General features: G+C 39.5%; 21 protein-coding genes. 7 read left to right on the top strand and 14 right to left on the bottom strand.

The window, feature by feature from the left end; all coding sequences use genetic code 11:
* Nucleotides 1–9 precede the first annotated feature (9 nt).
* The 3 genes from J2Y37_RS02300 to J2Y37_RS02290 form a co-directional block, all read right to left on the bottom strand.
* Complete coding sequence (locus tag J2Y37_RS02300; protein WP_349031711.1) at nucleotides 10–726, bottom strand: SGNH/GDSL hydrolase family protein; 717 nt, start codon at nucleotides 724–726, stop codon at nucleotides 10–12.
* 28 nt (nucleotides 727–754) lie between these two features.
* Nucleotides 755–1168 (bottom strand): nuclear transport factor 2 family protein, encoded by a 414-nt coding sequence (locus J2Y37_RS02295; protein WP_349031710.1) that lies wholly within the window; start codon nucleotides 1166–1168, stop codon nucleotides 755–757.
* 76 nt (nucleotides 1169–1244) lie between these two features.
* Entirely contained in the window at nucleotides 1245–3269 is a 2025-nt protein-coding gene (locus tag J2Y37_RS02290; protein ID WP_241322496.1) for an NADPH-dependent 2,4-dienoyl-CoA reductase, read from the bottom strand.
* Nucleotides 3270–3394: 125 nt separating this feature from the next.
* On the opposite strand from J2Y37_RS02290, the gene J2Y37_RS02285 reads away from it, so the two are divergent.
* Nucleotides 3395–3952: a helix-turn-helix transcriptional regulator gene (locus J2Y37_RS02285; protein ID WP_349031709.1), complete on the top strand. Its 558-nt coding sequence runs from the start codon at nucleotides 3395–3397 to the stop codon at nucleotides 3950–3952.
* The gene (locus J2Y37_RS02280) at nucleotides 3952–4863 is read left to right on the top strand and encodes an alpha/beta hydrolase (protein ID WP_349031708.1); all 912 of its coding nucleotides are present in this window, start codon (nucleotides 3952–3954) and stop codon (nucleotides 4861–4863) included. Before J2Y37_RS02285 ends, J2Y37_RS02280 begins: the two co-directional genes overlap by 1 nt.
* A 61-nt stretch (nucleotides 4864–4924) precedes the next feature.
* Here J2Y37_RS02280 and J2Y37_RS02275 read toward each other — a convergent pair whose 3' ends face one another.
* Nucleotides 4925–5968 carry a 3-deoxy-7-phosphoheptulonate synthase gene (locus tag J2Y37_RS02275; protein ID WP_004671287.1) on the bottom strand — a complete coding sequence of 348 codons (1044 nt, stop codon included), beginning with the start codon at nucleotides 5966–5968 and terminating at the stop codon, nucleotides 4925–4927.
* A 605-nt stretch (nucleotides 5969–6573) separates the two neighbouring features.
* On the opposite strand from J2Y37_RS02275, the gene J2Y37_RS02270 reads away from it, so the two are divergent.
* Nucleotides 6574–8151 (top strand): ATP-binding cassette domain-containing protein, encoded by a 1578-nt coding sequence (locus J2Y37_RS02270; protein WP_349031707.1) that lies wholly within the window; start codon nucleotides 6574–6576, stop codon nucleotides 8149–8151.
* A gap of 59 nt (nucleotides 8152–8210) precedes the next feature.
* On the opposite strand, the gene J2Y37_RS02265 is transcribed toward J2Y37_RS02270, so the two are convergent.
* From J2Y37_RS02265 to argC, 5 genes are all read right to left on the bottom strand, one after another.
* A complete protein-coding gene (locus tag J2Y37_RS02265) occupies nucleotides 8211–8573 on the bottom strand; it encodes a YnfA family protein (RefSeq protein WP_241322501.1) in 363 nt (120 codons plus the stop codon).
* Entirely contained in the window at nucleotides 8573–10858 is a 2286-nt protein-coding gene (gene clpA, locus J2Y37_RS02260; RefSeq protein ID WP_130161416.1) for an ATP-dependent Clp protease ATP-binding subunit ClpA, read from the bottom strand. The genes J2Y37_RS02265 and clpA overlap by 1 nt, the downstream gene beginning before the upstream one ends.
* A gap of 575 nt (nucleotides 10859–11433) precedes the next feature.
* Complete coding sequence (gene clpS, locus J2Y37_RS02255) at nucleotides 11434–11847, bottom strand: ATP-dependent Clp protease adapter ClpS (protein ID WP_171065229.1); 414 nt, start codon at nucleotides 11845–11847, stop codon at nucleotides 11434–11436.
* Between the two features lie 22 nt (nucleotides 11848–11869).
* Nucleotides 11870–12622 carry a DUF6776 family protein gene (locus J2Y37_RS02250; protein ID WP_349031706.1) on the bottom strand — a complete coding sequence of 251 codons (753 nt, stop codon included), beginning with the start codon at nucleotides 12620–12622 and terminating at the stop codon, nucleotides 11870–11872.
* A 78-nt stretch (nucleotides 12623–12700) separates the two neighbouring features.
* Nucleotides 12701–13744 carry an N-acetyl-gamma-glutamyl-phosphate reductase gene (gene argC, locus J2Y37_RS02245; RefSeq protein WP_349031705.1) on the bottom strand — a complete coding sequence of 348 codons (1044 nt, stop codon included), beginning with the start codon at nucleotides 13742–13744 and terminating at the stop codon, nucleotides 12701–12703.
* Between the two features lie 296 nt (nucleotides 13745–14040).
* Here argC and J2Y37_RS02240 point away from each other — a divergent pair, with 296 nt between their 5' ends.
* Entirely contained in the window at nucleotides 14041–15570 is a 1530-nt protein-coding gene (locus tag J2Y37_RS02240; RefSeq protein WP_349031704.1) for a hypothetical protein, read from the top strand.
* Between the two features lie 137 nt (nucleotides 15571–15707).
* Here J2Y37_RS02240 and J2Y37_RS02235 read toward each other — a convergent pair whose 3' ends face one another.
* Together J2Y37_RS02235 and rpiA are read right to left on the bottom strand one after the other, a co-directional pair.
* Nucleotides 15708–16403, bottom strand: coding sequence for a SprT family zinc-dependent metalloprotease (locus J2Y37_RS02235; protein WP_349031703.1), 696 nt, complete (start codon nucleotides 16401–16403; stop codon nucleotides 15708–15710).
* Nucleotides 16403–17074, bottom strand: a complete 672-nt coding sequence (rpiA, locus tag J2Y37_RS02230) for a ribose-5-phosphate isomerase RpiA (protein WP_349031702.1) — start codon at nucleotides 17072–17074, stop codon at nucleotides 16403–16405. The genes J2Y37_RS02235 and rpiA overlap by 1 nt, the downstream gene beginning before the upstream one ends.
* A gap of 104 nt (nucleotides 17075–17178) precedes the next feature.
* Between rpiA and ilvA the strand changes: the two genes are divergently transcribed.
* The 3 genes from ilvA to J2Y37_RS02215 all read left to right on the top strand — a co-directional run bounded on the left by ilvA (nucleotide 17179) and on the right by J2Y37_RS02215 (nucleotide 20873).
* Entirely contained in the window at nucleotides 17179–18717 is a 1539-nt protein-coding gene (ilvA, locus tag J2Y37_RS02225; protein WP_349031701.1) for a threonine ammonia-lyase, biosynthetic, read from the top strand.
* Between the two features lie 166 nt (nucleotides 18718–18883).
* On the top strand, nucleotides 18884–19534 hold the full coding sequence (locus J2Y37_RS02220; RefSeq protein WP_005196790.1) for a TrkA family potassium uptake protein: 651 nt from the start codon (nucleotides 18884–18886) through the stop codon (nucleotides 19532–19534).
* A gap of 1 nt (nucleotide 19535) precedes the next feature.
* Nucleotides 19536–20873 (top strand): TrkH family potassium uptake protein, encoded by a 1338-nt coding sequence (locus J2Y37_RS02215; protein ID WP_004671308.1) that lies wholly within the window; start codon nucleotides 19536–19538, stop codon nucleotides 20871–20873.
* Nucleotides 20874–20921: 48 nt separating this feature from the next.
* Here J2Y37_RS02215 and J2Y37_RS02210 read toward each other — a convergent pair whose 3' ends face one another.
* The 3 genes from J2Y37_RS02210 to J2Y37_RS02200 form a co-directional block, all read right to left on the bottom strand.
* Nucleotides 20922–22091: a phospholipase A gene (locus J2Y37_RS02210; protein ID WP_349031700.1), complete on the bottom strand. Its 1170-nt coding sequence runs from the start codon at nucleotides 22089–22091 to the stop codon at nucleotides 20922–20924.
* A 22-nt stretch (nucleotides 22092–22113) separates the two neighbouring features.
* Nucleotides 22114–25053 carry an insulinase family protein gene (locus tag J2Y37_RS02205; RefSeq protein WP_349031699.1) on the bottom strand — a complete coding sequence of 980 codons (2940 nt, stop codon included), beginning with the start codon at nucleotides 25051–25053 and terminating at the stop codon, nucleotides 22114–22116.
* Nucleotides 25054–25180: 127 nt separating this feature from the next.
* The gene (locus J2Y37_RS02200; protein ID WP_349031698.1) at nucleotides 25181–25639 is read right to left on the bottom strand and encodes a GNAT family N-acetyltransferase; all 459 of its coding nucleotides are present in this window, start codon (nucleotides 25637–25639) and stop codon (nucleotides 25181–25183) included.
* Between the last annotated feature and the right edge of the window lie 113 nt (nucleotides 25640–25752).

The raw sequence follows: 25752 nt of genomic DNA, 5'->3' as shown, positions 1-25752 counted from the left end.
TCCCTCTACTTAGGGTCTAAACGACTGTCGCACTAAATCTGCGACTTGTTTCCCCCAAATTGCATAAACTTCTTTACTAGGATGAAAGCCATCCCTTGCCATCGGCAGATTTAGCGCCTGCAAAGCTTCGATATCGTATGCAATAAATCTAAATTGATCTTGTGAAGTGAGCCATTGTTGTAATGTTTTATTCATTTGCTCTGCATATTTTCCGAACAACCAAGCTAGTGGCTGAGGCAGTGCTGGAAAATGCTGCATCGGTGGTACTCCTGATACAATAACCAATTTTGGTTGAAAGTGCTGCTGTATTTGGGTAAATAATTGTTTTTGTTGTTTTATCCAAGACTTTGCTGAAATAAGTTTAGTCACATCATTGACACCAATAGACGTCACCACAACATCATATTGTTGTTGATCTAAACCCAGTATCGCCTGGAAAACTTGTTTGGTTGTATCACCCGTTTTCGCGTGAAGCTTCCATTGCAAGGCATACTCTGTTTTTAATTCAGAGATAATCACTCCAGATAAGGCATCTTGTTGTGTTTCAACACCTACACCTGCCGCAGCGGAGTCGCCTAAAATTAAGATCGAAAGGGGTTGACCTTGACCAACGCACCCCTCACGCTCACCACTCGGCTCAGATAAACGTGGCGTATTCTTACGAACGCGTGTTCCTTGTACAAGCAGCACAGGTAACAAAGCAATTGTTGAAAGTTTTAGCCACATTTTAATAGTCTCGATATACTTAGGCTATTTATGATTGAGCAGTCTGGTACTGTGCCAATCGAGCGCCCATTTGTTCTGCCAACGCTGCTAAACCACTCATTGGGCGAATCATCACCTCGAAATCAGTAATTTTACCTTGTTCATCGAAACGGATCATATCAATACCTTTTAATGATTTACCGCTTACATTGGCGCTAAATTCGAGTACGACACTTTCACCATCGTCGGTATAAAACTCACGATGATAGGTAAAATCTTGAAAAACCTGAATGACATTACTCAAAATAAAGAAAACAACTTGTTTCCCGCCATAAGGCTTATGAGCAACTGGCGAGCGGAAAACCACATCATCAGAGAGCAAGTCATTTAAAATGGACAAATCGCCTGTTTTAATCATTTGATGCCAAAGTTGTACCGCTTGTTTTGTTATTTCAATCGTCATTGTTATATTTCCTTTGGATTTTAATCTTCAACGGAATGGACATTTCCTCCTAAGAGAAAATGTCCATAAAATTTATTTACAGCACCGCAGCCAATTCAGCACCTTGACGAATCGCACGTTTCGCATCTAATTCACCTGCTTCTTTCGCTCCGCCAATCAGATGGACATTCTTACCATCTGCTTTAAGCTGATCAAACATTGCTGTATAAGACTCTTGACCCGCACAGATCACAACATTGTCGACTTCAAGAACAGTGCTGTGACCATTCAAAGTAATATGTAGACCCTGATCATCAACTTTATCGTAGCTTGCACCTGCAATCATTTTGACATCACGATGTTTTAAGCCTGTACGGTGAATCCATCCCGTGGTTTTACCTAAACTAGAACCAACAGCAGCACTCTTACGTTGTAATAAGTAAATTTCGCGCTCAGATTTTTCAAGTTCAGGTTGTTTTAAACCGCCAACATGCTCATACGTGGTATCAATGCCCCATTCTGCATAGAATTTTTCAGGATTTAAGCTACCACTTTCACCTTCATGAGTTAAATACTCTGCGGTATCAAAGCCAATACCACCCGCACCAATGATCGCGACACGTTTACCAACAGGCATACGCTCTCTTAAAACTTGGAGGTAGCTTAATACTTTTGGATGATCAATCCCTTCGATCTGTAATTGACGTGGCGTAACCCCTGTTGCAATCACGATATCATCGTAATCCGCTTGGCTCAGCTCGTCATAGGTCACGGTATGATTCAGGACTAATTCAATATTGGGTTGTAATTCAATTTGGCGTTTGAAGTAACGCAAGGTTTCATAGAATTCTTCTTTACCCGGAATGGTTTTGGCAATATTGAACTGACCACCAATTTGATTACTTGCATCAAACACTTTTACCTTATGACCACGACTTGCAGCATATACCGCAAAACTTAAACCTGCTGGCCCTGCCCCAATGACTGCAATTTTTTTGGTCGCATTGGTTTCTTTGAAAATTAACTCAGTTTCATAACATGCACGTGGGTTAACTAAGCATGTTGCAATACTCATTGAGAAAATATGATCTAAACACGCTTGGTTACAACCAATACAGGTATTAATTTCATCACTACGACCTTCACTCGCCTTCAATACAAATTCAGCATCTGCAAGCATCGGACGCGCCATGGACACCATATCTGCATGACCAGAAGCTAACACGTACTCCGCCATTTCTGGTGTATTGATACGGTTAGAGGTAATCAATGGAATCGATACTGTACCTTTTAGCTTTTCAGTCACCCATGTAAACGCAGCGCGAGGTACTTTGGTTGCAATCGTTGGAATACGTGCTTCATGCCAGCCAATACCCGTATTAATAATCGTTGCACCTGCTTTTTCAATTTCTTTGGCGAGTTGTACCACTTCTTCTAACGTTGAACCACCTTCAACCAAATCAAGCATGGATAAACGATAGATAATAATGAAATTCTCACCAACAGAAGCTCGAGTACGTTTTACGATTTCGATTGGAAAACGAATACGATTTTCATAACTTCCGCCCCACTCATCATCACGATGATTGGTACGAGCTGCAATAAACTCATTAATGAGGTAACCCTCAGACCCCATGATCTCAACACCATCATAACCCGCATATTGGGCTAGCTTGGCGCAGTTGGCAAAGTCATCAATGGTTTGCTGCACTTCAGCAGAAGACAATGCTTTCGGTTTAATTGGATTGATCGGTGCTTGAATGGCAGACGGTGCAACGTTATCGGCTTGATACGAATAACGCCCTGTATGCAAAATTTGCATCGCAATTTTACCACCAGCATCATGCACAGCTTGGGTAATGACTTTATGCTTTTCAGCTTCTTCACGTGTATCTAATTTAGTTCCATGCGCAAATACCACGCCATCATCGTTTGGAGAAACACCACCAGTAACAATTAATCCAACATCACCCTTCGCACGTTCAGCATAAAACGCTGCCATACGTTCATAACCTTGCGGTGCTTCTTCTAGACCAATATGCATAGAGCCCATCAGTACACGGTTTTTCAATGTAGTGAAGCCTAAATCAAGTGGTGCTAATAAATTTGGATAAGCTGACATGTGTTCTCCTTTGGCTAGCAATCTGCTTGCTAATGCAACTTGTTGCACAAACTTATAAACAAGATTTGATTTTTATGCAACATTTTGCATAATCTAAAGAGTCACTTTTTATTTCTTGGATGGTTATGTCACTCGCCCATGTTTTATTGACCAGCTTATTGGAAAAACCAAGCACAGGTTTTGAATTAGCTCGTCGTTTTGATCGCTCCATGGGCTTTTTTTGGAATGCCACTCATCAGCAAATTTATCGTGAACTCAATGGTATGCTGAAAAAAGAATGGATCTCTACCATAGAAGAGCAAACAGCCAATAGTCGAAAAAAAACCTATCAAATCGAACAGCTCGGAAGAATACAACTGGCTGCATGGATTGAGCAGCAAAGTGAACCAGCTCAACTACGTGATGACCTCATGGTTAGATTAAGAGCTGAAGCACAGCTAGGCGGCAATAAAATTTTGCCCGAATTAGAACGGCATTTAATATTACATAGGGAGAAATTAAGCCTTTATCAAGCTATTCATGATAAAGATTTTAAAAATACCGAACCGACCAATCGCGTTTTGTTTATCCATAAAATGATTCTTGAACTTGGTATCATTAAAGAAAACGAATGGATAAAATGGTTAGAACAGATGATTCCTCAACTTAAGAAGTTTGATGAACTAAACAAAGGAGAAAAATAATGCCGTTTTATACCATGCCCGATCAACAAAAATTATTTGTACGACGTGTGGGTGAAGGTGAACCTGTACTTGTTTTATCCGGGCTGGGTATGCAAAGCTGGCAATGGCTTCCTTTTTTATTTGCAAATCGTAAGCAATATGAATTTATTATTCCGGATTGGCGTGGCTTTGGCGGTTCAAAACACTGCGCAATTCCTGAGACTGATGCAATTTCTAGTCATTGGAATGACATTGATCATCTGATTAAACAATTAAAATTAGATCAGTTTATCTTGATGAGCTACTCCATGGGCGCAACTACAGCGATGCACGGCATGAAACATGGTGGTTTGGCAGAAAAACTCAAAGCCTATCTTCATATTGACCAAACCCCTAAGATTTCGGTAGACGACTCTTGGCATTATGGCTTGTTTGGACAAAAGCATGCTCAATTCAAAAATCTGCTTCTCGATATTCAAACACTTTTATTAGATTATAAGCATGCACAAAAGCTTGAAGACCTACCAAATGATATCCGTTATAAGCTAGTAAGTTTATGGGCCGCTTTTATTGAACTACAAAGTAGCAATACCTATAGCCCTAAAATCGTTAAACTCGCACTAAATCGCCCCTTCCTACAAAAATATTTACTGCCGATTCAACGTTTAGATTATTTGCTTTGGTATGTTGAAAATTATTTAAATCACAATGAAGACTATAGAGAAGCGATTCGCCAAGTGAACTGCCCAACCACGTTCTTTATCGGTCGTGAATCTAGCCTTTACCCTGAAACTGGTCAGACACTGATTGCAAAGAGTCTAACAAATGCTAAAACTGTTTATTTTGAACGCTCTGGACATACACCATTGATTACAGAACCCAGAAAGTTTAGCCAAGAGATTGGTCGTTTTCTTAGCGCACAGTCCATATAAGCGGTTTTACGGAATTGAATAAAAAAGCCAATCTGATCTAGATTGGCTTTTTTAAGGAAGATTATTTCTTATGTCTCATTTGTTCAGCAATATCTAACAAAACTTGTTCCGTTTTATCCCAACCTAAACAACCATCTGTTACTGATTGACCATAAGTCATATCACAAGAAATCTTCTGACTCCCATCAACTAAATGGCTTTCAAGCATAACACCACGTACGTTTGATTCAGCTCGCTCAACAATAATTTGCTGCAAAACCTGTGGTTGTAACAAAGGATCTTTACCACTATTGCCATGACTGCAATCAATCACCAATGCTGGTAAATGCTTATGTTTAAAATGCATCGCCTGAATCGCTGCCAAATCATAGTTTGTCCCTTGATTTGAACCACGTAAAATCAAATGTGGCAATGGATTACCTTCACTATGCAAAATTGCAGGTAAACCTTGTTGTGTCATGCCTAAAAATTGATGACCATGCAGCGCAGATTGGATTGCATCTAACGCAATTTGAATCGAACCATCGGTACCATTCTTGAAGCCAATACTGTAGGGCATATGGCTAGCAATCTCACGGTGAATTTGAGATTCGCTGGTACGCGCACCAATTGCCCCCCAAGCGAGTAAATCATCAAAATAACCTGTTGCCATTGGGCTTAGAATTTCACTTGCAATTGGCAAACCCTTTTCAACAAGTTGTAAGTAAAGCGCGCGCGATTTTTCTAAACCCAACTGTAAATCTGATGATCCATCTAAATTTGGATCATACAAAAAACCTTTCCAACCCACTGTTGTCCGTGGTTTTTCAATATATGCGCGCATAACAAGAAATATCTGATCTTTTACTTGTTCTTGTAGTTGCTGTAGACGATCAGCATATTCTAGAACGGCGATAGGATCATGAATCGAACAAGGCCCTGTAATCACCATTAAACGGTGATCTTGCCCTGATAAAATATTCTGAATCGTTTGACGATGTTTTGAGATTTGCTGCGCTAAAGTAGCAGACAAGGGATACTGCGCTTTAAGTTGCGAAGGTAAGCTGAGCATTGTTTCTTTTGTATGACTTTTTGATTGTGTTAAAGCAGTATTTAAAGCGTTCATTAGCAATTCCTTTGGACTGTCGCACAGTCCGAATATTTATTTGAGCAAGTGTGATCTAAGCGATGTTGATTTCTTCGCAAAGTAAAACCAAGAAGTCTTGCTAAAATATGAAACGTTAAATATGTACATACTATTTCTCCTAAAGTGATGAATATTAAAGCATAAAAAAACCTGATCGGGGTTGCCGATCAGGTATTAACTGGTTGGGCAACCTTTTGTCGCCCGAAACGCTTCAGGCAACTAAATATATTGCCAAAAATAAAAGTAAGCGTTTGTGTTTACAGTATGCTTTAACATCATTATTTCAAATATCTAAAAAACTGTTCTTCCTTACTAAACTACGCACTATTAGGGCATTTGACAAGTTTTTTTTCTCTTTTTTAACTGCGACTGTAAAAAGGTGAAATTTGACCTTTGACTTTTTCACCAATAGAATGATGCAAAAATAAACCCATTTGAGATCACGCCGATGAAGTAAGTTCTATTTTTTATCATCAAAGTTCACTTCCCTTTTTGATGTGCAAAATAGACTTATCTATCATTTAGCGATTCGTATTCTAAAACCCCTCTCAATCTATTTTGCACATCCTGTTTATGAGGTTCTTATGACTCAACAGGCATGTATCGTTACAAAGCTAACACTTGAATTCTCTCAGCTTAAGCTTTTTGAGAGCCTATCTTTCCAACTCCCTTTAAAACAGTTTTCTGGATTGATTGGTCGTAACGGCCAAGGTAAATCAGTATTGATGTCGATTCTGCATGGGCAAGCAGCCAGTAACCTATCTTATTCAGGTCAAATTTCATGGCAATGCCCACATCAATATTTGGCGCAACTTCAGCGTGTGCAAGCACAGACCATTGCACAAGCCTTAGAGATTGAAAATTTATATTTAAGTTTTCAACATATTCAACAAGGTTGCGCTTCATTTACAGACTATGAACAGGTGGAAAATCTTTGGCATTTGCCTAGGCAATGGCAGCAGCTCTTAGAAAGCGCTGGCTTACCTACAGAGCTCAGCACACCCATTCAACATTTAAGTGAAGGTCAAAAAACCAAACTTGCACTTTGTCGTTTATTTCTACTTAAAGATCATTATCTGCTACTAGATGAACCCAGTAATCATTTGGATACTCAGGGTCGTCAATGGCTAATCAATCAAATGGCTCAACATACTACAGGTGGACTCATCATTAGTCATGATCGACAGCTATTAGCGCATGTAGAAAGTATTTTTGCATTAAATCAATTTGGTTTAAATTATTATGGTGGGAACTATGCACTGTATCAGCAACAGCATCACTCCCAAGTAGAAGCCTTATCGCAAGCTGTTCAGCAAGAAAAAAGAGAGTTGAAGCATCTTAAGGAACAGCAACATCTCAGTCAAATGAAAGCTCAAAAGCGTAAAAAAATAGGTGAGAAGTTAAGGACATCTAGTTCGCAAGCTTCAATCATCTTGGATGCAAAAAAAGAGCAAGCCGAGAAATCGCTTTCTTACTTATGTAAACAACAGACCAAACAATTAGCGGATGCAAAAGACGAGTTACTGCATAAGCAAACTCAACTGGAACATTTGAAACCACAATCTTTTGAATTTACCCAAATCTCAGGAAAGTTATCAGAAGAAATCTTACGCTGCCATCAGGTTAAATTGGCTTTTGCGAATACCGCTCCCATTAATCTTGCAGTCTCTGCTGGAGAAAAATTGCATTTAAGCGGTGCAAATGGCATTGGTAAATCAACTTTACTAAAAACCATCCACGGTCAAATTCCTCCAGCTTCAGGAGAAATTTATTGCAAAGTAGATTCTATTTATCTGGATCAGAATCTTTCATTGCTTGATGAAAATATTTCTGCCGTTGATTATTTATGTAGTTTTGATTCAAATCTGACCGAGCAACAAGCGCGAACTTTGCTTGGAAATTTACAAATCCGTAGAGATAAAGCACTTACTCCTTTAGCAACTTTGAGTGGTGGCGAACGCTTAAAAGTGTCATTGCTTGCGTTGAAACAACAAACTGTAGAGCTATTACTTTTGGATGAACCAGAAAATCATCTCGACATCGAATCACGCGAATTACTCGCTCAGGCAATTCGCTCTTTTAATGGTGCGGTGATATTAGTATCACATGATGAATCTTTCGTAGAAGAATGCGGAATTTCAGAAGATTATGTATTGATGTAGTATTTTTTCTCATATTTCTAAATAAGCGTGACAACATGATTATTGTTATGCTTAAGCGCTTAACGCACCAACCCTTGCGGTTGTAAGATAATCAAGCTTGCACCACAAAGCACAATGATCCCACCCAAGACATCCCAGCGCGTCAACATTACTTGATCAACGTAACGTAGCCACATCAACGCAGTGAAAATATAAACACCACCATAAGCCGCATAAATACGACCTGATGCAGCTGGATGTAATGTGAGTAACCACACAAATACAGCTAGACTCAATGCTGTCGGTATCCACAACCAATGAGACTTGCCATGATTCAAAATCAAATAAGGAAAATAGCAACCTAAGATTTCAGCAATTGCAGTTAATAAAAATAACCCGAATACACTTAGTATTCGGGTTATAGAAAAAGAGAATTCAAACATTAAGCGGGTTCAGCACTCGGATTGATATGGTCTTCAAATACTTCCAATTTCAAACCGACGTCTTTGCCATCTTCATGTTTGACAGAAACAGCAACATTACCACCATGTTCAGCTAACTCACCAAATAAAATCATCTCAGCAAGTGGTTTTTTCAAATGCTCTTGAATCAAACGTTGCATTGGACGAGCCCCCATGAGGCGATCATAGCCATTGGTAGATAACCAGTCACGTGCACTTTGATCAACTTCAAGTACCACTTGTTTCTCATCTAGCTGTGCTTGAAGCTCTGTTAAGAACTTATCAACCACAGATTCAATGACTGTTGTTGGTAATGATTTAAATTGAATCACACCATCCAAACGGTTACGGAATTCAGGTGAGAATGCACGTTTCATCGCATCTTGGTTATCAGCACTGTGATCTTGTTCTGTAAAACCAATACTTGCACGAGAAATACTTTCCGCACCGACATTGGTTGTTAATACAATAATCACATTTCTAAAATCAGACTTACGACCATTATTATCGGTTAAAGCCCCATGATCCATGACTTGTAATAATAAATTGAATACATCTGGATGTGCTTTTTCAATTTCATCAAGTAACAAGACACAATGTGGGTTTTTGTGAATCGCATCGGTCAACAAACCGCCTTGATCATAACCAACATAACCTGGAGGTGCACCAATCAAGCGTGAAACTGCATGACGCTCCATATATTCAGACATATCGAAGCGGACAAACTCAACACCTAACAATTTTGCCAATTGCTTAGTGACTTCAGTTTTACCAACCCCTGTAGGCCCAGCAAATACAAAACTTCCAACAGGTTTGTCTGGTGCTTTTAAACCTGCACGAGAAAGCTTAATTGCTGACGATAAAGCTGTAATTGCTTCATCTTGACCAAAGACCACACGTTTTAAATCGCGCTCAAGATTTTCCAATACAGTCTTGTCATCTTTCGAGACTGTTTTAGGTGGAATACGCGCAATCTTAGACACGATATCCTCAATATTTTCGACAGAAATCAGTGAACCATCAACTTCCGCTTTTAGGCGACGTCCCGCACCTGCTTCATCGATAACATCAATCGCCTTATCTGGTAAAAAACGGTCATTGATGAATTTTGCAGAGAGCTCTACAGCAGCCACAAGTGCTTTGTCGTCGTATTCAACATGATGGAAATCTTCAAATTTGCTTTTCAGACCACGTAAGATCTCGATCGTTTCCCCAATACTAGGCTCACTAACGTCAACCTTTTGGAAACGGCGTGATAATGCATGATCCTTTTCAAATACTTGACGATATTCTTGGAAAGTTGTTGAACCAATACAACGTAAACTTCCGTTTGCCAAAGCAGGTTTAATAAGATTTGATGCATCCATTGTGCTGCCCATACTTGAGCCAGCACCAATAATCATGTGTATTTCATCAATAAATAGGATTGCATTCGGATTCTTTTTTAACGCATTTAGCAATTGTTTCAAACGTTTTTCAAAGTCACCGCGATATTTAGTCCCTGCAACCAACGCACCAATGTCTAAGCTATAAACTTCAGCATTTGCTAAAGGTTTCGGTGCTTTACCATTGACAATCAACCATGCCAAACCTTCAGCAATCGAAGTTTTTCCGACACCTGGATCTCCGACTAAGAGTGGGTTATTTTTACGACGGCGACATAAAATTTGTGCCGCACGCTCAATTTCTTTCTCACGACCAATTAAAGGGTCAGTTTTACCCTTTTGCGCTTCAGTATTTAGATTTAACGTGTATTGCTCTAAAGGCCCTGCATTTGCAGATGCTGCGCTTTCACCATCAATATCTTCAACTTCTTCTTCAACTTGAATCTCTTCTTTACGTGTTCCATGAGATAAGTACTGAGTCAAAGTTAAACGATTAATTTGATGGCGTTTCAATAAATAAACAGCGAAAGAATCTCTTTCAGAATACATGGCAACTAAAACATCTGCCCCTTCAACGGTACGATCTCCACCGCTTGATTGAACATGAAAAATTGCTCGTTGCAAAATTCGGTCAAAACTTTCCGTTGGGTGTGGTGCTTGTTCGCTATTATCACCAAGCTTTGGGGTGTGTTGCTCTACATATTCCTCTAACTCTTTACGTAAAGTAACGATATCAGCACCACATGCTTTTAGTGCGTTCACAGCTGAATCATTATCAAGTAAAGCGAGCAATAGATGTTCAACTGTCAGAAACTCATGCCTCTTTTGACGAGCCATGCTTACAGCCAAACGTAACGATACTTCTAATTGACGACTGAGCATGTAACCCCCTTATATTTTGGGCTAGATCAAAAAAAGACGCATCTTTAACTGAAAAAGCCAATTATGGACTAATCCGCTTGAGTATCTGCAATCGTTATCTAACATACGCTTACAAGTCTCTTTGCTTCATAGTCTACTGTTAGCATTAGTTGAGTGTATTGGTCAAGATTCAAAACAAAGTATTGTTGTAAAAATTTAATTACAAAGAGAATATGAACCATTCAATTGTTTAAAAAACAAACATACTTGTTGTTTAACCGTTACTTTCCTTCATCATCCATTCAAATTTTACTTGAACGTTTGTGTATCTTTTTACTCGAGGTTAAAACTTTGCTACACCTGCCACTCGAGCATACGAGACACATGTATGGCTATGGCGTAAGGTCTTCTTACGAAGCTTTAAAGGCTTCTCAAGACAAAGCCTTAAGCGATGCTTTAAGTTTGTTTTTCCGCCACTCGGGCATATGAGCCATATATGGCGCAAGGTCTTGCGCCCAAAACAATACTTTAAGTTTGTTTTATCCGCCACTCGAGCTTAGCTCTCGTCTTGCACTCGGACAAAGCGTTGCTTTGTTTTATCCTCGCTCAGGTTCGATCTGACAAAGCAACGGGTGTCCTTGTGCACGCGCATAATTATTAACTTGATTTGCTTTAGTTTCAGCAATATCTCGAGGATAAATACCCGCAGTGCCTTTGCCTTCATAATGGACTGTTAGCATTACTTGACTTGCTTGATCCAAGTCCATAGAGAAATAGCTTTGCAATACATCAATCACAAAATCCATTGGCGTGTAATCATCGTTTAATAAAACAACTGCATACAATGGTGGTCGCTGCACTGCTGGTGGAGCTGTTTGCACAACCAGCTCACCATCATGATCCTCTTGCGAATCACTTAAACGAGGATTTAAGTGCCAGTCAACATAACCCGATTGATGAAAAGAGTTTTTCACTTCACTTAAATTCATTTGACGTCGATATCTTCGCATATTCGGTTCTTAATCTATAAATTTACTGAGCATTTGCTTCAGCTTGAGGAATTTCTGATACAAAAGCAGAATTTAAATCAACGGGTTGACCACGTTGCCAGCTAAAACGCTTAATCACAGGTGTACCTGCGCCAGATAAACGCACTTCGATAAATTGTGGCGTAAATCCTTTTGGCATGGTCCAACGTCCAGTTAAACGCTCAAAATCATCAAAATTAAAGCTTTTATCTTCTAGTGGTACATCTAAAATTTCAGTATTTCGAATCAAACGCAACTCAACAGACCCTGCTGCACGGCGTTTATTCGGGCTCACTTGAACAAGATCAATTTGATACTCAAACGCATTTTCAGGTAAAGACTTGATCGCCAAATTCTGAATCGTCAAACTGACACCACCGCGCTGTCTCAAAATATCTCGATAAATGGCATTCATGCCCTCAAACTGAATCTTATCAGCATTGGCTTGATTGACCGCTTTGAATAGATCATCAGCATTACCCACAGCCATATCCCGCTCTTGAACAGCAGCATTCAAACTTTTGTTAATAGAGTCTAATGCTGTCTTCTGTTTTTGAACAACATCTACTAGCTGCTCAGCATCGGCATCATAACCAACAACCGTTAATCCTTGACGGTGTCCAACTGTATAACCAATCATAAAACTACTACCAATAAGAATGGTTGCAGCAATAAGTAAAGGTAAATTCGTTTTTAAGAATTTGTTTTTCTCAACCGAACTTTCTGGTGAAGTCGTTGGTTCAACGTTATCCATCATTATCTCTATCGTTACGATCTACATCAAAGCACACATTTAAATCCAATTTTAAATGTGTGTGAAGTAAAAAAGCGTTTTTTATGGTAATAAACCAATACCTTCCAAACCTGCAGCCTCATCAAAATCGAACATTAAGTTCATATTTTGAACTGCTTGACCTGCCGCGCCTTTCACCAAGTTATCCTGTGCAACAAGCACAATTAACTTATTCGGTTGAGGCTGATGTATCGCGATACGTAATTCATTTGCACCACGAACACTACGTGTTTCAGGGGAACTGTTGGCAGGCATCACATCTACAAAACGTTCATTTTGATAGAAGCTTTCATACAATGTTTGTATATCTGTTTGTTGACCCTGTTCAGTTAAATCAACATAAATCGTGCTTAACATACCACGAATCATTGGAACCAAATGCGGTACAAAAATCAGTTGATCAAACTGACCTTTTTGTCCTGAAATATTCTCAAGGGCTTCAACAATCTCTGGATGATGACGATGTCCTGCCACGCCATAAGCTTTGAAGTTATCCGCATTTTCACTGTAAATCATACCAAGACTGGCTTTACGTCCTGCACCCGACACACCTGATTTTGCATCAACAATGATACTCTGAGTATTGATCAAACGATTCTTTAATAATGGTGCTAAACCAAGCTGAACCGTGGTCGGATAGCAGCCTGGGTTACCAATTACATTCGCTTGTTTGATTTTTTCACGATTCAATTCAGTTAAACCGTAAACTGAATCTTTGAGTACAGTTGGGCAATGATGTTGCATACCATACCATTTCTCAAACTGGGCTAAATTCTGTAGACGAAAATCTGCCGCCAGATCAATTACTTTCGTACCAGCAGCAACCAATGCCTCAGCATGTTGCATCGCAACACCATGCGGCGTTGCAAAAAAAACAACATCACACTGTTTAAGCTGATCCAAATCAAGATCAGAAAACTTGAGCTCAGTATGTCCTCGTAGGCTTGGGAACATATCTGCAACACGCTTTCCAGCTTCAGTACGCGAAGTGAGAATACTGACCTGAACTTGTGAATGTCTTAACAATAGACGTAGTAGTTCAACCCCTGTGTATCCAGTTCCACCAACAATACCAACAGAAATCACGTGTCGCACCTCTAGCGTTCATTTAGACAAATAGTATGGCAGTTTGGCTTGTTTTACACAATCTTCAAGTCTCTAACTTATAAGAAAATAAAATGAGTAGTCATCATCAAATTAACATGAATAAATTGGCTTATATTTCAAAAATCAGATATATAGAAAGGGAAAAGGTATTCTTTTATTTTGAGCTGATTTTACCATTGGTCAAGAAAGACTATTGAATCAGTATAAGATTCGCATAGAATAAAACGATGCGGTAATAAAAATTTCATGGATGCAAAATTTTTTGGAGAGCTGGAATGCCTTCTTTGATGTCAGAACAAAGATTACATCATCATATTTGCTTAGCGTTGAGTACACTTTTACTTAGTTCAGCTTTGATTGGTTGTGGTAGTGGTGAGAGTGAAGTACGTAAGGATACTCCACCTGATGAGGTTGTTACCCAAAAACCGAAAAATCTCAGCATTAAAGTACCCTTAGAAATGCGCGATATTGTTATCAAAGTTATTGACAATACTGACGATAGAGTGGTTTTAGAACGAGACTATAGCACAACAACGGATTTAACTATCATCTTGCCAGAGGTTCTGAATAAAAACCGTTTATATCGAGTTGAATTAACCACTACTCCCAACTCCTTAATATATGACTTCATTAATGGCCAATATAAAAAAGTCGATCTTACATTACGAACTTTGGTAAAAGTAGATGTCAGTGATTTAACACAAATTATATTTATTAACCCAAGAACTGAGGCAATTTATCAACGTGCTTTAGTTCGTTCAGGACAGTTACCAAGTGACGATAGCAATTATGCAATCAAGATCACAGTTGACCAGCTTCAACTCGCCACAACAGATGTTGAAGCGGCATTACTGAGTGCCTTTAAATATCTAAATATTGCCAACTTACATCCATTGAATACACTCACCATATTCTCACCGCAAAATCCCAATCTAAATTCTAGTTTATATTTAGATACCTATTTGAGTTTTGGGCATTTAAAACAATGGATAAATGCTAATCCAGATACATCGTTTGCTAAGTTCTCTGAAAATTTGGCAATTGATTTAAGAGATGGTTATTTGGATGCAAAAAAACTTCGTGGTGATCAGGAAGAATTAACATCTCTTGTAGCAATAACTCCCGATAATATTGATCCAGCTAAAAATAATATTATCTCTATTGCAACTAATCAACAAAATACAAGAGAGCATTTTGCAACGACTTTAAAAAAAGCAGTATTGCAACTCGCAGACGAATATCAACAGAAAATCTCCAACCCGACTCATTATGCGCAATTGGAACAAAAAAGCTACGCGGGTATTATACCAAGAGTCAATCCATCTGCACCGCACAATGTTCGTATCACTGGTGCGGGGGATTACCGTCGAGCGGTCGGTTTTTCAGATACAATCGCAACTTGTAATGGTTCAATTTATCCCTGTAAACAAGGCATTACAGGTATAAATATCATTAATCATAGCTCACCTTCTATTGAATATTTGATTGGCCACTATCAAGAGAATAGTCAAGGCTGCCAACTTAATATTCGTGCCGATGGCTGGCTGGAACTAACCAAAAACAATCAGACATTTCGATCAAAATTGGATGGTGACAGTACAGATAACCTATTACAAGTTGATAAAGAAAATCATGAATATCTATTAAATAGTGGTTCACCAGAGCCAACTAATAGCAATTCACAATATCAATTTGTGCAAGTTAATATCAAAGCCAATCAAGTACTGAGCGCCAGCGCTGGTTTTGATGCTCGTAAAGCACCCGATCAATTGCAAAGCACGCAGCTGCAATGTAATTTTAATTAGCAAAAACCCTCATCCAGCAGGCAACAGAATAAATATTCAATTGCCTGCGGGATGATCTTAATTATTTAAGTAGTAACGATGTGCCAAATTTAAAACAATCTTGGTGTTTTCATATGGATTAATCTTCAATCAGTAACTTAAATTTTTTTATAATACCAATACGGTAGCTGTATCTGCTTTAACTGCCTGCGATGCTCTAGATAGTTGTGATCGTGTTTAGCCACCTCACTCCAAAATGCAGCACTATGATCGAAATGTTTAGTATGCGCTAATTCGTGTACACATACTGCTCGCACGTTAGATTTAGGCATCAATACCAACGCTGCATTTAACATGATGTCATGTTTTGAACTGCAACTTCCCCAGCGTGTTTTTGGTTTTCGGACTGCACATGCGTGGTAAGGCAAGCCAATTTCTCGGCTGACTTGATTTAAATATTCAGGTAAGAATTGTTTTGCGTAAGCCAATACAGCCGCTTGTAAAGCAGCTTCAGGTTGTTGGTTCCGTATAAATAATTGGTGTTGCTCCCAATTGAACTTAAAAATATAGCGCTGCTGTTGCTGAATAATATGAAAGGGTTGTGAATGGAAAAACAAACATAACGCTTCGGGAAAATCACGCCCTTGATTTAATTGTTGCTGCTGTTTTGACCAAGTGTCGATTAGCCATTGTTCTGACTGTTTCAAAAATTGTTGAATTTGAATTTTAGTACAAAACGGAGGAACAGTGAGACGTATACCCGTTGGCTCAACACGCAAGCGCAAATTTCTCGCCCTTGCATGTCGAACAACTTTAACTTCAGGTAATAACGCTTGCAATGAAACTGATGGCATTATTGTGCGGTACGTTCTTCAATACCATTGTCTGTTGCAACGATTGCGATACTCGCTGCATTTAAGGCAAAAATACCATTTGTTACGACACCTGGAATGTTATTAATGGTTTTTTCTAAATCAATGGCATTTAAGATATTGAGATTAAATACATCCAAAATCACGTTTCCATTGTCCGTCACAACACCTTCACGATAAGCAGGATCACCGCCTAAAGCGACGATTTTACGAGCGACCGCCGAACGTGCCATTGGAATAACTTCGATCGGCAATGGGAAATCACGTCCCAATTGATCCACCCATTTAGAGTCATCGACAATACACACAAATTTCTTTGCAATTGAGGCAACAATCTTTTCACGCGTCAATGCAGCACCACCACCTTTGATCATATGCATGTGACGGTCGATTTCATCTGCACCATCGACATAAGCATCTAAACCACCCACTGAGTTCATATCAACAACTTCGATACCGAGTTTTTTTAATCGCTCCGCTGTTGCATTGGAACTTGCAACCGCCGCTTCAAGTTGCAGCTCAGGCAGCAAATCGATAAGGAAATTAACCGTACTTCCCGTTCCTACGCCTAAAATGCCGCCTTTAGGTAAATGTTTTAAAGCGGCTTTTGCTGCTGCTTGTTTTTTTTCATCTTGGGTTGCATATAGACTCATGACTTCACTCAACTATTTTGACATTTGCTTCAAGAAAACAGCGCAAATGTACAGGGGTTTGCTACAATGACTCCCTATTTTAAACTGTTATAGGGAAGATGAACATGCTGTCTCGTGTGGTACGACAAATTTTACAAGCAACGGTTTACGATGTTGCGATTGAAACACCGCTTGAAGCAGCTCCCCGAATTAGTCAAAAAATCAATAATAACATTCGCTTTAAACGCGAAGACTTACAACCTGTTTTCTCGTTTAAACTCCGCGGTGCGTATAACCGCATTAGCCAACTCCCAAAAGATCAATTAGATCGAGGTGTAATCTGCGCTTCTGCTGGTAACCATGCCCAAGGCGTTGCTTTGTCGGGTAAAAAACTCGGCATTCCAGCGATTATTGTGATGCCAATTACCACACCAGATATTAAAGTCCAAGCCGTTAGAAACTTAGGTGGTCAAGTTGTTCTGCATGGCGATAGCTTTGATGTTGCCAATAAATACGCAAAACAACGTGCTGAAACTGAAGGTCTAGTTTTTATTCCACCCTATGATGATGAACTCGTTATTGCGGGACAAGGCACCATTGCAAATGAATTACTTCGTCAATGGCGTGATGTTGAATATGTGTTTGTTGCTGTTGGTGGTGGTGGTTTAATTGCGGGCGTTGCTGCTTACCTCGGTGAAGTCGCACCACACGTCAAAGTGATTGGAGTCGAATACGAAGAATCGGCTTGTTTGAAAGCTGCACTTGAATCAAATGAACGTGTGATTTTACCGCATGTCGGTTTATTTGCAGATGGCACTGCCGTTGCACAGATTGGTGAGTTGCCTTTTGAAATGGTTAAACTACGTAAATCTGACAACTCAGGACCGATTGTTGAACCCGATGTAGTGACTGTCGATACAGATGAAATCTGTGCCGCTATTAAAGATACCTATGATGAAAACCGTAGTATCGTTGAACCCTCTGGTGCTATGGCATTGGCAGGCATTAAGAAATACGTGGCTCAACATCAATTGACCGATAAAAATATGGTATCGATTGTATGCGGTGCCAACATGAATTTTGACCGTCTACGTTATATTGCTGAGCGCACCGAATTAGGTGAGCGTAAAGAAGCTATTTATGCAGTGACGATTCCTGAACAAAAAGGCGCATTTTTACAATTCTGCCGTGCCTTACAAGGCCGTAATATTACTGAATTTAACTATCGTGCCAGCAATAGCGGCCTAGCTCAGGTATTTGTTGGGATTAGCTTAAAAGGCGGTGAAATCGAACGCCATGAGATTCATGAATTGCTCAAACAACAATATGAAGTCGATGATTTGTCTGATGATGAAGTCGCGAAACTACATATTCGTTATCTGATCGGTGGACATGCAAATCTTGAAAATGAACGTTTATTCCGTGTCGAATTTCCCGAACGTCCAGGTGCTCTACTCACCTTCTTAGAACGTTTGGGCCCAACACACAATATTACCCTGTTCCACTATCGTAATCACGGCGCTGCCGAAGGACGAGTACTGGTTGGTTTACAAGCCACTGATGCGAAGCAAAATCCGGATGGGCTGATTGAAACATTGGAGCAGATCACCTATCCATATGCAGAGATCAGCGACAACATTGGATATAAACGTTTCTTAAAATAAAGTGAACATAACGAGGAGGATTGAGTTCTAATGACAGAACTCAATCCTTTTTTTATTGTTTTCTGCATCTCGAAGACTGTTTTTCCTAAAAAAAGTTACACACGATCTCGTCAATTCTCAATAAAATGAATAAAAATATTTTTTGATCTTTGGTTCAGGGGTACACATGGCACAGTTTGCAATCATTGGCTTAGGTAGTTTTGGTGCAACAGTTGCGCTAGAGCTTACAAAACTAAATCATGATGTTATTGGTATCGATACCCAAAAGCGTAATGTCGAGAATCTAGCCAACCAAATTACGCATGCCGTTATCGCAGATGCAACTGACGAGCACGTCCTTGATGAACTAAACGTACAAAATTGTGATGCTGTCGTGGTGGCAATCGGTGAAGATATTGAAGCCAGTATACTTTGTGTGTTGAGTCTAAAAAATTTAGGTATTGATAAAATTTGGGTAAAAGCAAAAACCAAAGCGCATCATACAATTCTATCCCATCTCAACATCAACAAAATCATCCACCCTGAAGAAGATATGGGGGTACGTGTCGCACAAGCACTTAATTACCCAATGGTGAGCCGCTATATGGCATTGGATGATGATCACTTTATTATTAAAGTTCCAATAATAGATAAATTGCATGGCATTAACTTATCAGGACTGATGCAGCTCGCGCCCCATGTCAAACTCTTATTGGTCAAACGTGATCAGCAAATTTTTTACGAGACAGATTGTAATTTTACCTTACATAGAGGCGATGTACTTATCCTTGAGGGGTTATTGCCAAACCTGAAAAAACTGTCTGAGTGCTTCCAATAATATGACAACGAACACTAAGGCACAAAAGATTTTTAATCTGAGTCCTCCCTCCTTACTCGCGATTGGTTTCTTAAGCTTTATTGTGATTGGGACGATTCTACTCAAACTTCCTTTCGCGCATACAGGACAAGTTTCTTGGATGGATGCGTTTTTTACAGCAACTTCCGCTGTGACCATTACAGGGTTATCTGTTGTCAATATTGGCGAGTCCTATACTCATTTTGGGCAAATGATTATTCTACTCATGATCCAGTCTGGTGGGCTTGGGTTTATGACTTTTGCGATATTGGCTGCACTTAGTTTATCTCCCAAAGTCGGATTGCGACAACAAATGATGGCCCAAGAAAGTCTGGGACAAACTAGCTTATCTAAAGTGACGTTTATTGCGAAAGGCGTTGTTGCGTATACGCTTTTCTTTGAATTGATTGGCGCGATATTATTGGCCACGACATTTATTCCACTTTATGGTATTCCCAAAGGTATTTATTACTCTATTTTTTATAGTATATCGGCCTTTAACAATGCTGGTTTTTCTTTATTCGATAACGGTCTTACTAACTTTTACGGCAACTATTTCATTTGTATCACCATTAGTATTCTCTATATCTTAGGCGGGATTGGCTTTTTGGTATTGATGGATATTAAACAGAATAAAAAATGGCGCAAACTCAGTCCAAACAGTAAATTGGTAATCAGTACAATCGTCATTATTAATATTATTGCTTTTATCGCCATTTGGTTACTTGAAGCACGTAACCCTATGACTTTGGGCCATATGAGCTTGGGAGAGCAAGCCGTCAACTCTTGGTTTCAAGCCACTGTCCCACGTTCTTCAGGCTTCAATACACTTGATACAGGCTCGATGAATAACAGCACAACACTATTGACCATGTTACTTATGTTCATTGGTGGCGGTTCACTCAGTACCGCAGGCGGTATCAAAGTTGGAACGTTTGTCATCTTGGTGTTATGTGTTGTCGCTTTCCTGAGGCGGAATGACGAAATCCGCATCTTTAATCACGCAATTTCACATGAAAGTACTTATAAAGCACTTGCTGTGGCATCGATTACAGGCATGTTAATTTTTATAGGTGGCTTTACTATACTCATCTTAGAACCTGAGTTAGATGTTCTAGATCTAATGTTTGAGGTATTATCTGCCGCGTGTACTGTAGGACTTTCCAGAGGCGTGACGGGCGAACTACATGACGGTAGCCTTTTAATGCTGTGCTTACTCATGTTTACAGGGCGGCTTGGGCCACTGACTTTGGCCTATTTAATTGCAACACCGAAGAAGAGCCGTTTAAAACATCCTCCAGCCAACATTCAAATTGGATAATAAAAAAAGCAGATGATTTCATCTGCTTTTTTATGGACTTAAATTAACTTAATACAAGTTCATCAAAGACACACCCAATCCGACATAAGTTGCACGATGATTATAATCAATCAAGCTCTCACCATAACCATCAAAAATCTGAAAATGTCCACGCAGTTTATCTTTGATCGGAAAAGCCCAGTCAAACTGCACAGCTCCATTTGAACGATCTCCACCCTTGAGTGAATGGCGTAACATCAAAGAAAAATCATTTTGCTTATGTCGATAAAAAGCAGTTAAATCACCACGACCAATATAATCCTTAATATCTGGATTATTATCGTCTTTCGCATCTTCTTCGACGCGGTACCAAGGACGTAGCATCAATGCAAAGTTATCTTTTTCAAATCCGAAGTTAAAAATCACGCGATTCCAACTACGAGATAATGGATCAGAACGACCATTTGATTGATGATTTAAAGTCACACCAAGTAAGCGTGCGTTTAAACCCAACACATTGTAATTGGTTCTAAACATGAGGCTTGCTTCAGGTTCATAATTGGTCTCCCGAAATGGTCTAGACTCTTCCGAGTTATAAACCTGCCAACGTGAAGATTGGGTATAACCGACCCAAAGATCACCATTGTTGCCGAAAATATTTTCCCAAGCTTTGGTCTTTAATGAGATCTGGAACTTCGCCTCTGCCGACGTTAAGTCCTGTTTATCTTCCACCGTGTTTTGTGGATTTGGGCTATTCGGAAACTCGTTTTTATTACTGGTCCAAAACACGGGCAGCAAATAAACAGGTTGATAAGCACGAATATTCCAAACGCCTAATTTACTTTCTTCAGAAAGCTCCCAACGACGATCCAATAAAGAAACAGTCGGGTCAAACTTTGGCGCAGCACCTAAGATATGCAAGTCACTGACTTTTTGAACCACTTTATCTTTTAATGATTCAAGCTGAGTCTGTTCATTTTCACGCTCAACCATCACTGGACTTGCCGCAAGAACAGGCTCAACGACTGGTGTTTGTGGCTGAATAATCGTTGGCGCTTTGAACAGACGATCATAACAAGCGAGTCGATCCGCATTTGAAGCCAACGCCACACACGCTTCTGCTGACGCAGGGCTTGTTGGTGCTGTCGCCTCAGCATTTGCCAACGATGTCGTTAAAGAGCCAAGTATCGTAAGGACACCTAGCTCCAAATAACGACGCTCAAAAGATTTGAACGCCATACATATCTCCAGTTTTTATTTTTTAATTGACCTGTTGAATCTCAAAACCAAGTTTCTGCAATTCTTCGCGTTTAGAGAATGGCGCCACCACCGCTTTCACTGGGGTTTGCTCTAGCAAATATTGTTTCGCTACACGTTGTAAATCATCGAAAGTTACATTGAGTAGACGTTCACGTAACAATTTACGGAATGTAGGTGTCCGAGCATGCAACCATGAATAACAAGCGGTAATCGCTTCACCAGCAGGTGAACCTGGTTTATCCATACTCGAAACCAATCCTAAAATCGCTTCTTCGAGTTGGTATGATTGCTGTTCCGTATTGAATAACCATTGTACGCTTGCTTCAAAATCATTAAAAGTTTCAACTAAACGTGGATCCCGATAGCTGTAGAAACGGAATGAACAAGCATTGCCATCGTAACTCGCTCCACCACCGTATGCCCCACCTTTTTCACGGATTGCGCTGTGCAGGAATCCATTACGTAGGTACGCTGCCAAGACCATTAAGGGTGCAGCATCAGGGTGTGCCACATCTACAGCTTGATAAGCTGATGCACAGAACTGAACATTGGTTTGAATCAACCATGCTTCGTCCGTATTGGTATTCACCTGTTCAACTTGGGTTAAAGTTACAGGGGTCTGATCAACTTCTAATTTATCCCAAACATTTTGGATTTCTTCAACCAAACGATCAGACTGATGTTCCTCACATACCAATAAGAACTGCTTAGGCGCTTGTAAAAGTTGGCGATGAATGGCTTTTAATTCTTCAATCAACGCTTGATAAGCTGTGTCATCTTGATCAATTTTCACCACTAAATCACTGAGCCAATTTAACGCACCTAATCCTGTATTATGATAATCACGGCGTGCCAAAGCACTCATTTGACGTGAAGCAGCTTGCATTGCATAACTGTGACCAGAACCAGACAAGCGTGATTGCCAACGTGTTTTGCGTTGCTGCAATAACTCAATTATACGATCTTTCTCATCGAAACGTAGTTTTTCAAAAGCTAACTTTAATAGCTGGATCGTATCTAATTTTTGCGTGAGTGATTTGGTGGTTAAAGTCAACCAAGCGCTGATACGATCTTTATCATCGACTTTACTGCGCAAAGATGCACCCATGCCTAAGCCGCCACTCACCGCGGTTTGGATTTGTTGGAACTCGAGATAATCGTATTCGCCAGCACCAACTTCACCCATCAAAATAGAGAGCAAGTTGAAATAAGGTGACTGTACGATTTCATCAGGCACTTGAATGAGTACCTGTTGATAATAAATCCCGTTCGTTCCAGCATGATATAGATTCAATGGTACATCTGAACGATTAATGATAATTTCACGCAATTGGCCCTGCACGATCTGCAAATCTGCTGGTACATCTTCCAGACCAACTTTTGGCAGCAATTCTAAGTTATCAGGCGTATCTTGGCGTTTTTTCAGCGCTTCAGTTTTCTCTTGAATTTCAATTTTCTGAGCATCAGTAAGATTTGCAGTGATTTCAGCTAAACGTGCTTGTTCAGCCTCTTGCTCTTTTACAGATTTAGTTGCATCAGGCACTAGTGTCATTTGGACACGATGAGGATTATCTAACAAATGCGTTTGAATCAAGTTGGATAACCACATTGGGTCTTTCAACTCTTCTTTCACTTGTTCAATCGCTGCATCTACATCCCAAACATGAATTGGATCCGTGTGATGAATCGCACAACCCAAACCATTCAAGATCAAACTTAAGCCATAAGGTGTACCATCACCATTGATTTCACGTTGATGCAATTCAATTTGATGAAGAATAGCATCAACCAAATCTGTATCTATCGGTTTAGATGCAACATCTTTTAGAATATCTAATACGCCATTTTTAAAGGTATCAGCATGTTCAGCATTTGAACCTTGAATGCCGCAATAAAAGGTCATTTCAAAATTACTATCATCTACACCCATGATTGGGCCAGTTGATTGAGCATAACCACAGGTTTCTAAGTAATGACGTAATGGAGAAGCTGAGTTTTCTAATAAAATCCCTTCAACCAAACGCATCCCTAAACGGAGTTTGATATCACTGGTTTCAGGCAACAACCATGACATAACATGATAGGTTTTATCTTTTAAATCTTCACTATCGACCGCATAGCTTTCAGTCACTTCAACTGGCGCTGCTAAACGTTGCTCAGGTGTTGAATATAGGGTCGTACCATGAGAAAACTTATGCAGTGCTAATTTTTCAAACTGCTCTTGTAGGTCATAAGCACTTTGATTGCCAAAAGTCATAAATACGGCATTGCTCGGATGATAATGCGTTTTATAAAAATCAACGAGCTGCTCGTAACTTAAATCTGGAATATCTTTTGGATCACCACCAGAGTTGTAGTGATAAGTGGTCTTTGGAAATAAATGATGTGCAAGTTGATGATAAAGCTGATCTGTAGGAGAACTCATTGCCCCTTTCATTTCATTGAAGACCACGCCTTTATAAACAGCTTGATCATTTTCAAGCTCTATACGAATACCTTCTTGAGCAAAGTCTAAAGGATTCAAATTCGCGGCAAATGCAGCATCCAAATACACTGACAATAAGTTTTGAAAGTCTTTTTTATTCTGAGTCGCAAATGGATATGCAGTCCAATCCGCGGCAGTAAACGCATTCATAAAGGTATTGAGTGAACGGCGAATCATTAAAAAGAATGGGTCACGTACAGGAAACTTTTCAGAGCCACACAAAGCAGTATGCTCTAGGATATGTGCCGCACCTTTTGAATCCATTGGTTGTGTTCTAAAAGCAACCAAAAATACATTTTCATCATGATCCGTTGCCAAATGGTAATGAACCGCACCTGTCACTTTATGTTTGTATTCTGAAACGTGAATATCGAGTGCTTCTACATGGTGTTGACGTAATAGCTGAAACGCAGGGTGAATAGTTTGAGTAATGCTTTCAGAAACATCTACAGTCATGTGATCTCCAATTTATCTATTTAAATAACGACGATTGATAGTACAGAGTCTACCGAAGAATACCTATGGATATCCATGTAAATTACTCTATATTTGTAGAAAAATTCAGCGAGCAATCTAAACATCGTCACATAAAAATCTTTCTAAAACTCGTATGAGGCAAAGCAACCTTCTCATACCCCATCATTTGATAAAAATTAGCTGCATTTTCAGTATCAGTAAACAATTGCAGCTCATTAAAATAAGCCCGTGCATATCGCTCGATATACGATAACAAATGATGCCCTACACCTTTTCGACGATAAAGTGGATGGATATAAAAACGACGTATGCGCCCCACTTTATTTACATCATAGTCATCATATGGATTCTGATTAAGCCCACAAATGGCAATCAAACGATTCTGTTCATATACAGTGAATAAAGCTTCACCCAACTGATTAAAACAATTTTCACCATTTTGAAAATCATACTTTAGCCTTTCTAAAAACCTAAAACCTTCAATTTTAGAAGACTCAATGAGGGCATCTAGCTGTACTGGTAAATCTAAAACCTTTTCAATCCTTAACTTATCCAATCTAACCATTTATTCCTCTCTTTCATCCTAATTCATTCAACACCTGAATTTTTTTCAACAAACTACAGTAATCCTGAGCATTGGTGTAAACTTTAGTTTTTGATTTTTACTGTGATGACAAA

It is taken from the genome of Acinetobacter sp. 3657 (assembly GCF_031456775.1).
Taxonomy (GTDB): Bacteria; Pseudomonadota; Gammaproteobacteria; order Pseudomonadales; family Moraxellaceae; genus Acinetobacter.
This window is presented reverse-complemented; position numbering and strand designations above follow the sequence as displayed.

Bases quoted from the DNA above. Each gene is read 5' to 3' on its own strand.
- J2Y37_RS02205 (WP_349031699.1), bottom strand. From the start codon at position 25,053: ATGACTGTAGATGTTTCTGAAAGCATTACTCAAACTATTCACCCTGCG.
- J2Y37_RS02235 (WP_349031703.1), bottom strand. From the start codon at position 16,403: ATGCCATCAGTTTCATTGCAAGCGTTATTACCTGAAGTTAAAGTTGTT.
- J2Y37_RS02215 (WP_004671308.1), top strand. From the start codon at position 19,536: ATGACAACGAACACTAAGGCACAAAAGATTTTTAATCTGAGTCCTCCC.
- ilvA (WP_349031701.1), top strand. From the start codon at position 17,179: ATGCTGTCTCGTGTGGTACGACAAATTTTACAAGCAACGGTTTACGAT.
- J2Y37_RS02280 (WP_349031708.1), top strand. From the start codon at position 3,952: ATGCCGTTTTATACCATGCCCGATCAACAAAAATTATTTGTACGACGT.
- J2Y37_RS02265 (WP_241322501.1), bottom strand. From the start codon at position 8,573: ATGTTTGAATTCTCTTTTTCTATAACCCGAATACTAAGTGTATTCGGG.
- clpS (WP_171065229.1), bottom strand. From the start codon at position 11,847: ATGCGAAGATATCGACGTCAAATGAATTTAAGTGAAGTGAAAAACTCT.
- J2Y37_RS02290 (WP_241322496.1), bottom strand. From the start codon at position 3,269: ATGTCAGCTTATCCAAATTTATTAGCACCACTTGATTTAGGCTTCACT.
- J2Y37_RS02270 (WP_349031707.1), top strand. From the start codon at position 6,574: ATGACTCAACAGGCATGTATCGTTACAAAGCTAACACTTGAATTCTCT.
- J2Y37_RS02295 (WP_349031710.1), bottom strand. From the start codon at position 1,168: ATGACGATTGAAATAACAAAACAAGCGGTACAACTTTGGCATCAAATG.
- J2Y37_RS02275 (WP_004671287.1), bottom strand. From the start codon at position 5,968: ATGAACGCTTTAAATACTGCTTTAACACAATCAAAAAGTCATACAAAA.
- J2Y37_RS02210 (WP_349031700.1), bottom strand. From the start codon at position 22,091: ATGGCGTTCAAATCTTTTGAGCGTCGTTATTTGGAGCTAGGTGTCCTT.
- J2Y37_RS02285 (WP_349031709.1), top strand. From the start codon at position 3,395: ATGTCACTCGCCCATGTTTTATTGACCAGCTTATTGGAAAAACCAAGC.
- rpiA (WP_349031702.1), bottom strand. From the start codon at position 17,074: ATGAGTCTATATGCAACCCAAGATGAAAAAAAACAAGCAGCAGCAAAA.
- J2Y37_RS02220 (WP_005196790.1), top strand. From the start codon at position 18,884: ATGGCACAGTTTGCAATCATTGGCTTAGGTAGTTTTGGTGCAACAGTT.
- J2Y37_RS02200 (WP_349031698.1), bottom strand. From the start codon at position 25,639: ATGGTTAGATTGGATAAGTTAAGGATTGAAAAGGTTTTAGATTTACCA.
- J2Y37_RS02240 (WP_349031704.1), top strand. From the start codon at position 14,041: ATGCCTTCTTTGATGTCAGAACAAAGATTACATCATCATATTTGCTTA.
- clpA (WP_130161416.1), bottom strand. From the start codon at position 10,858: ATGCTCAGTCGTCAATTAGAAGTATCGTTACGTTTGGCTGTAAGCATG.
- J2Y37_RS02300 (WP_349031711.1), bottom strand. From the start codon at position 726: ATGTGGCTAAAACTTTCAACAATTGCTTTGTTACCTGTGCTGCTTGTA.
- J2Y37_RS02250 (WP_349031706.1), bottom strand. From the start codon at position 12,622: ATGATGGATAACGTTGAACCAACGACTTCACCAGAAAGTTCGGTTGAG.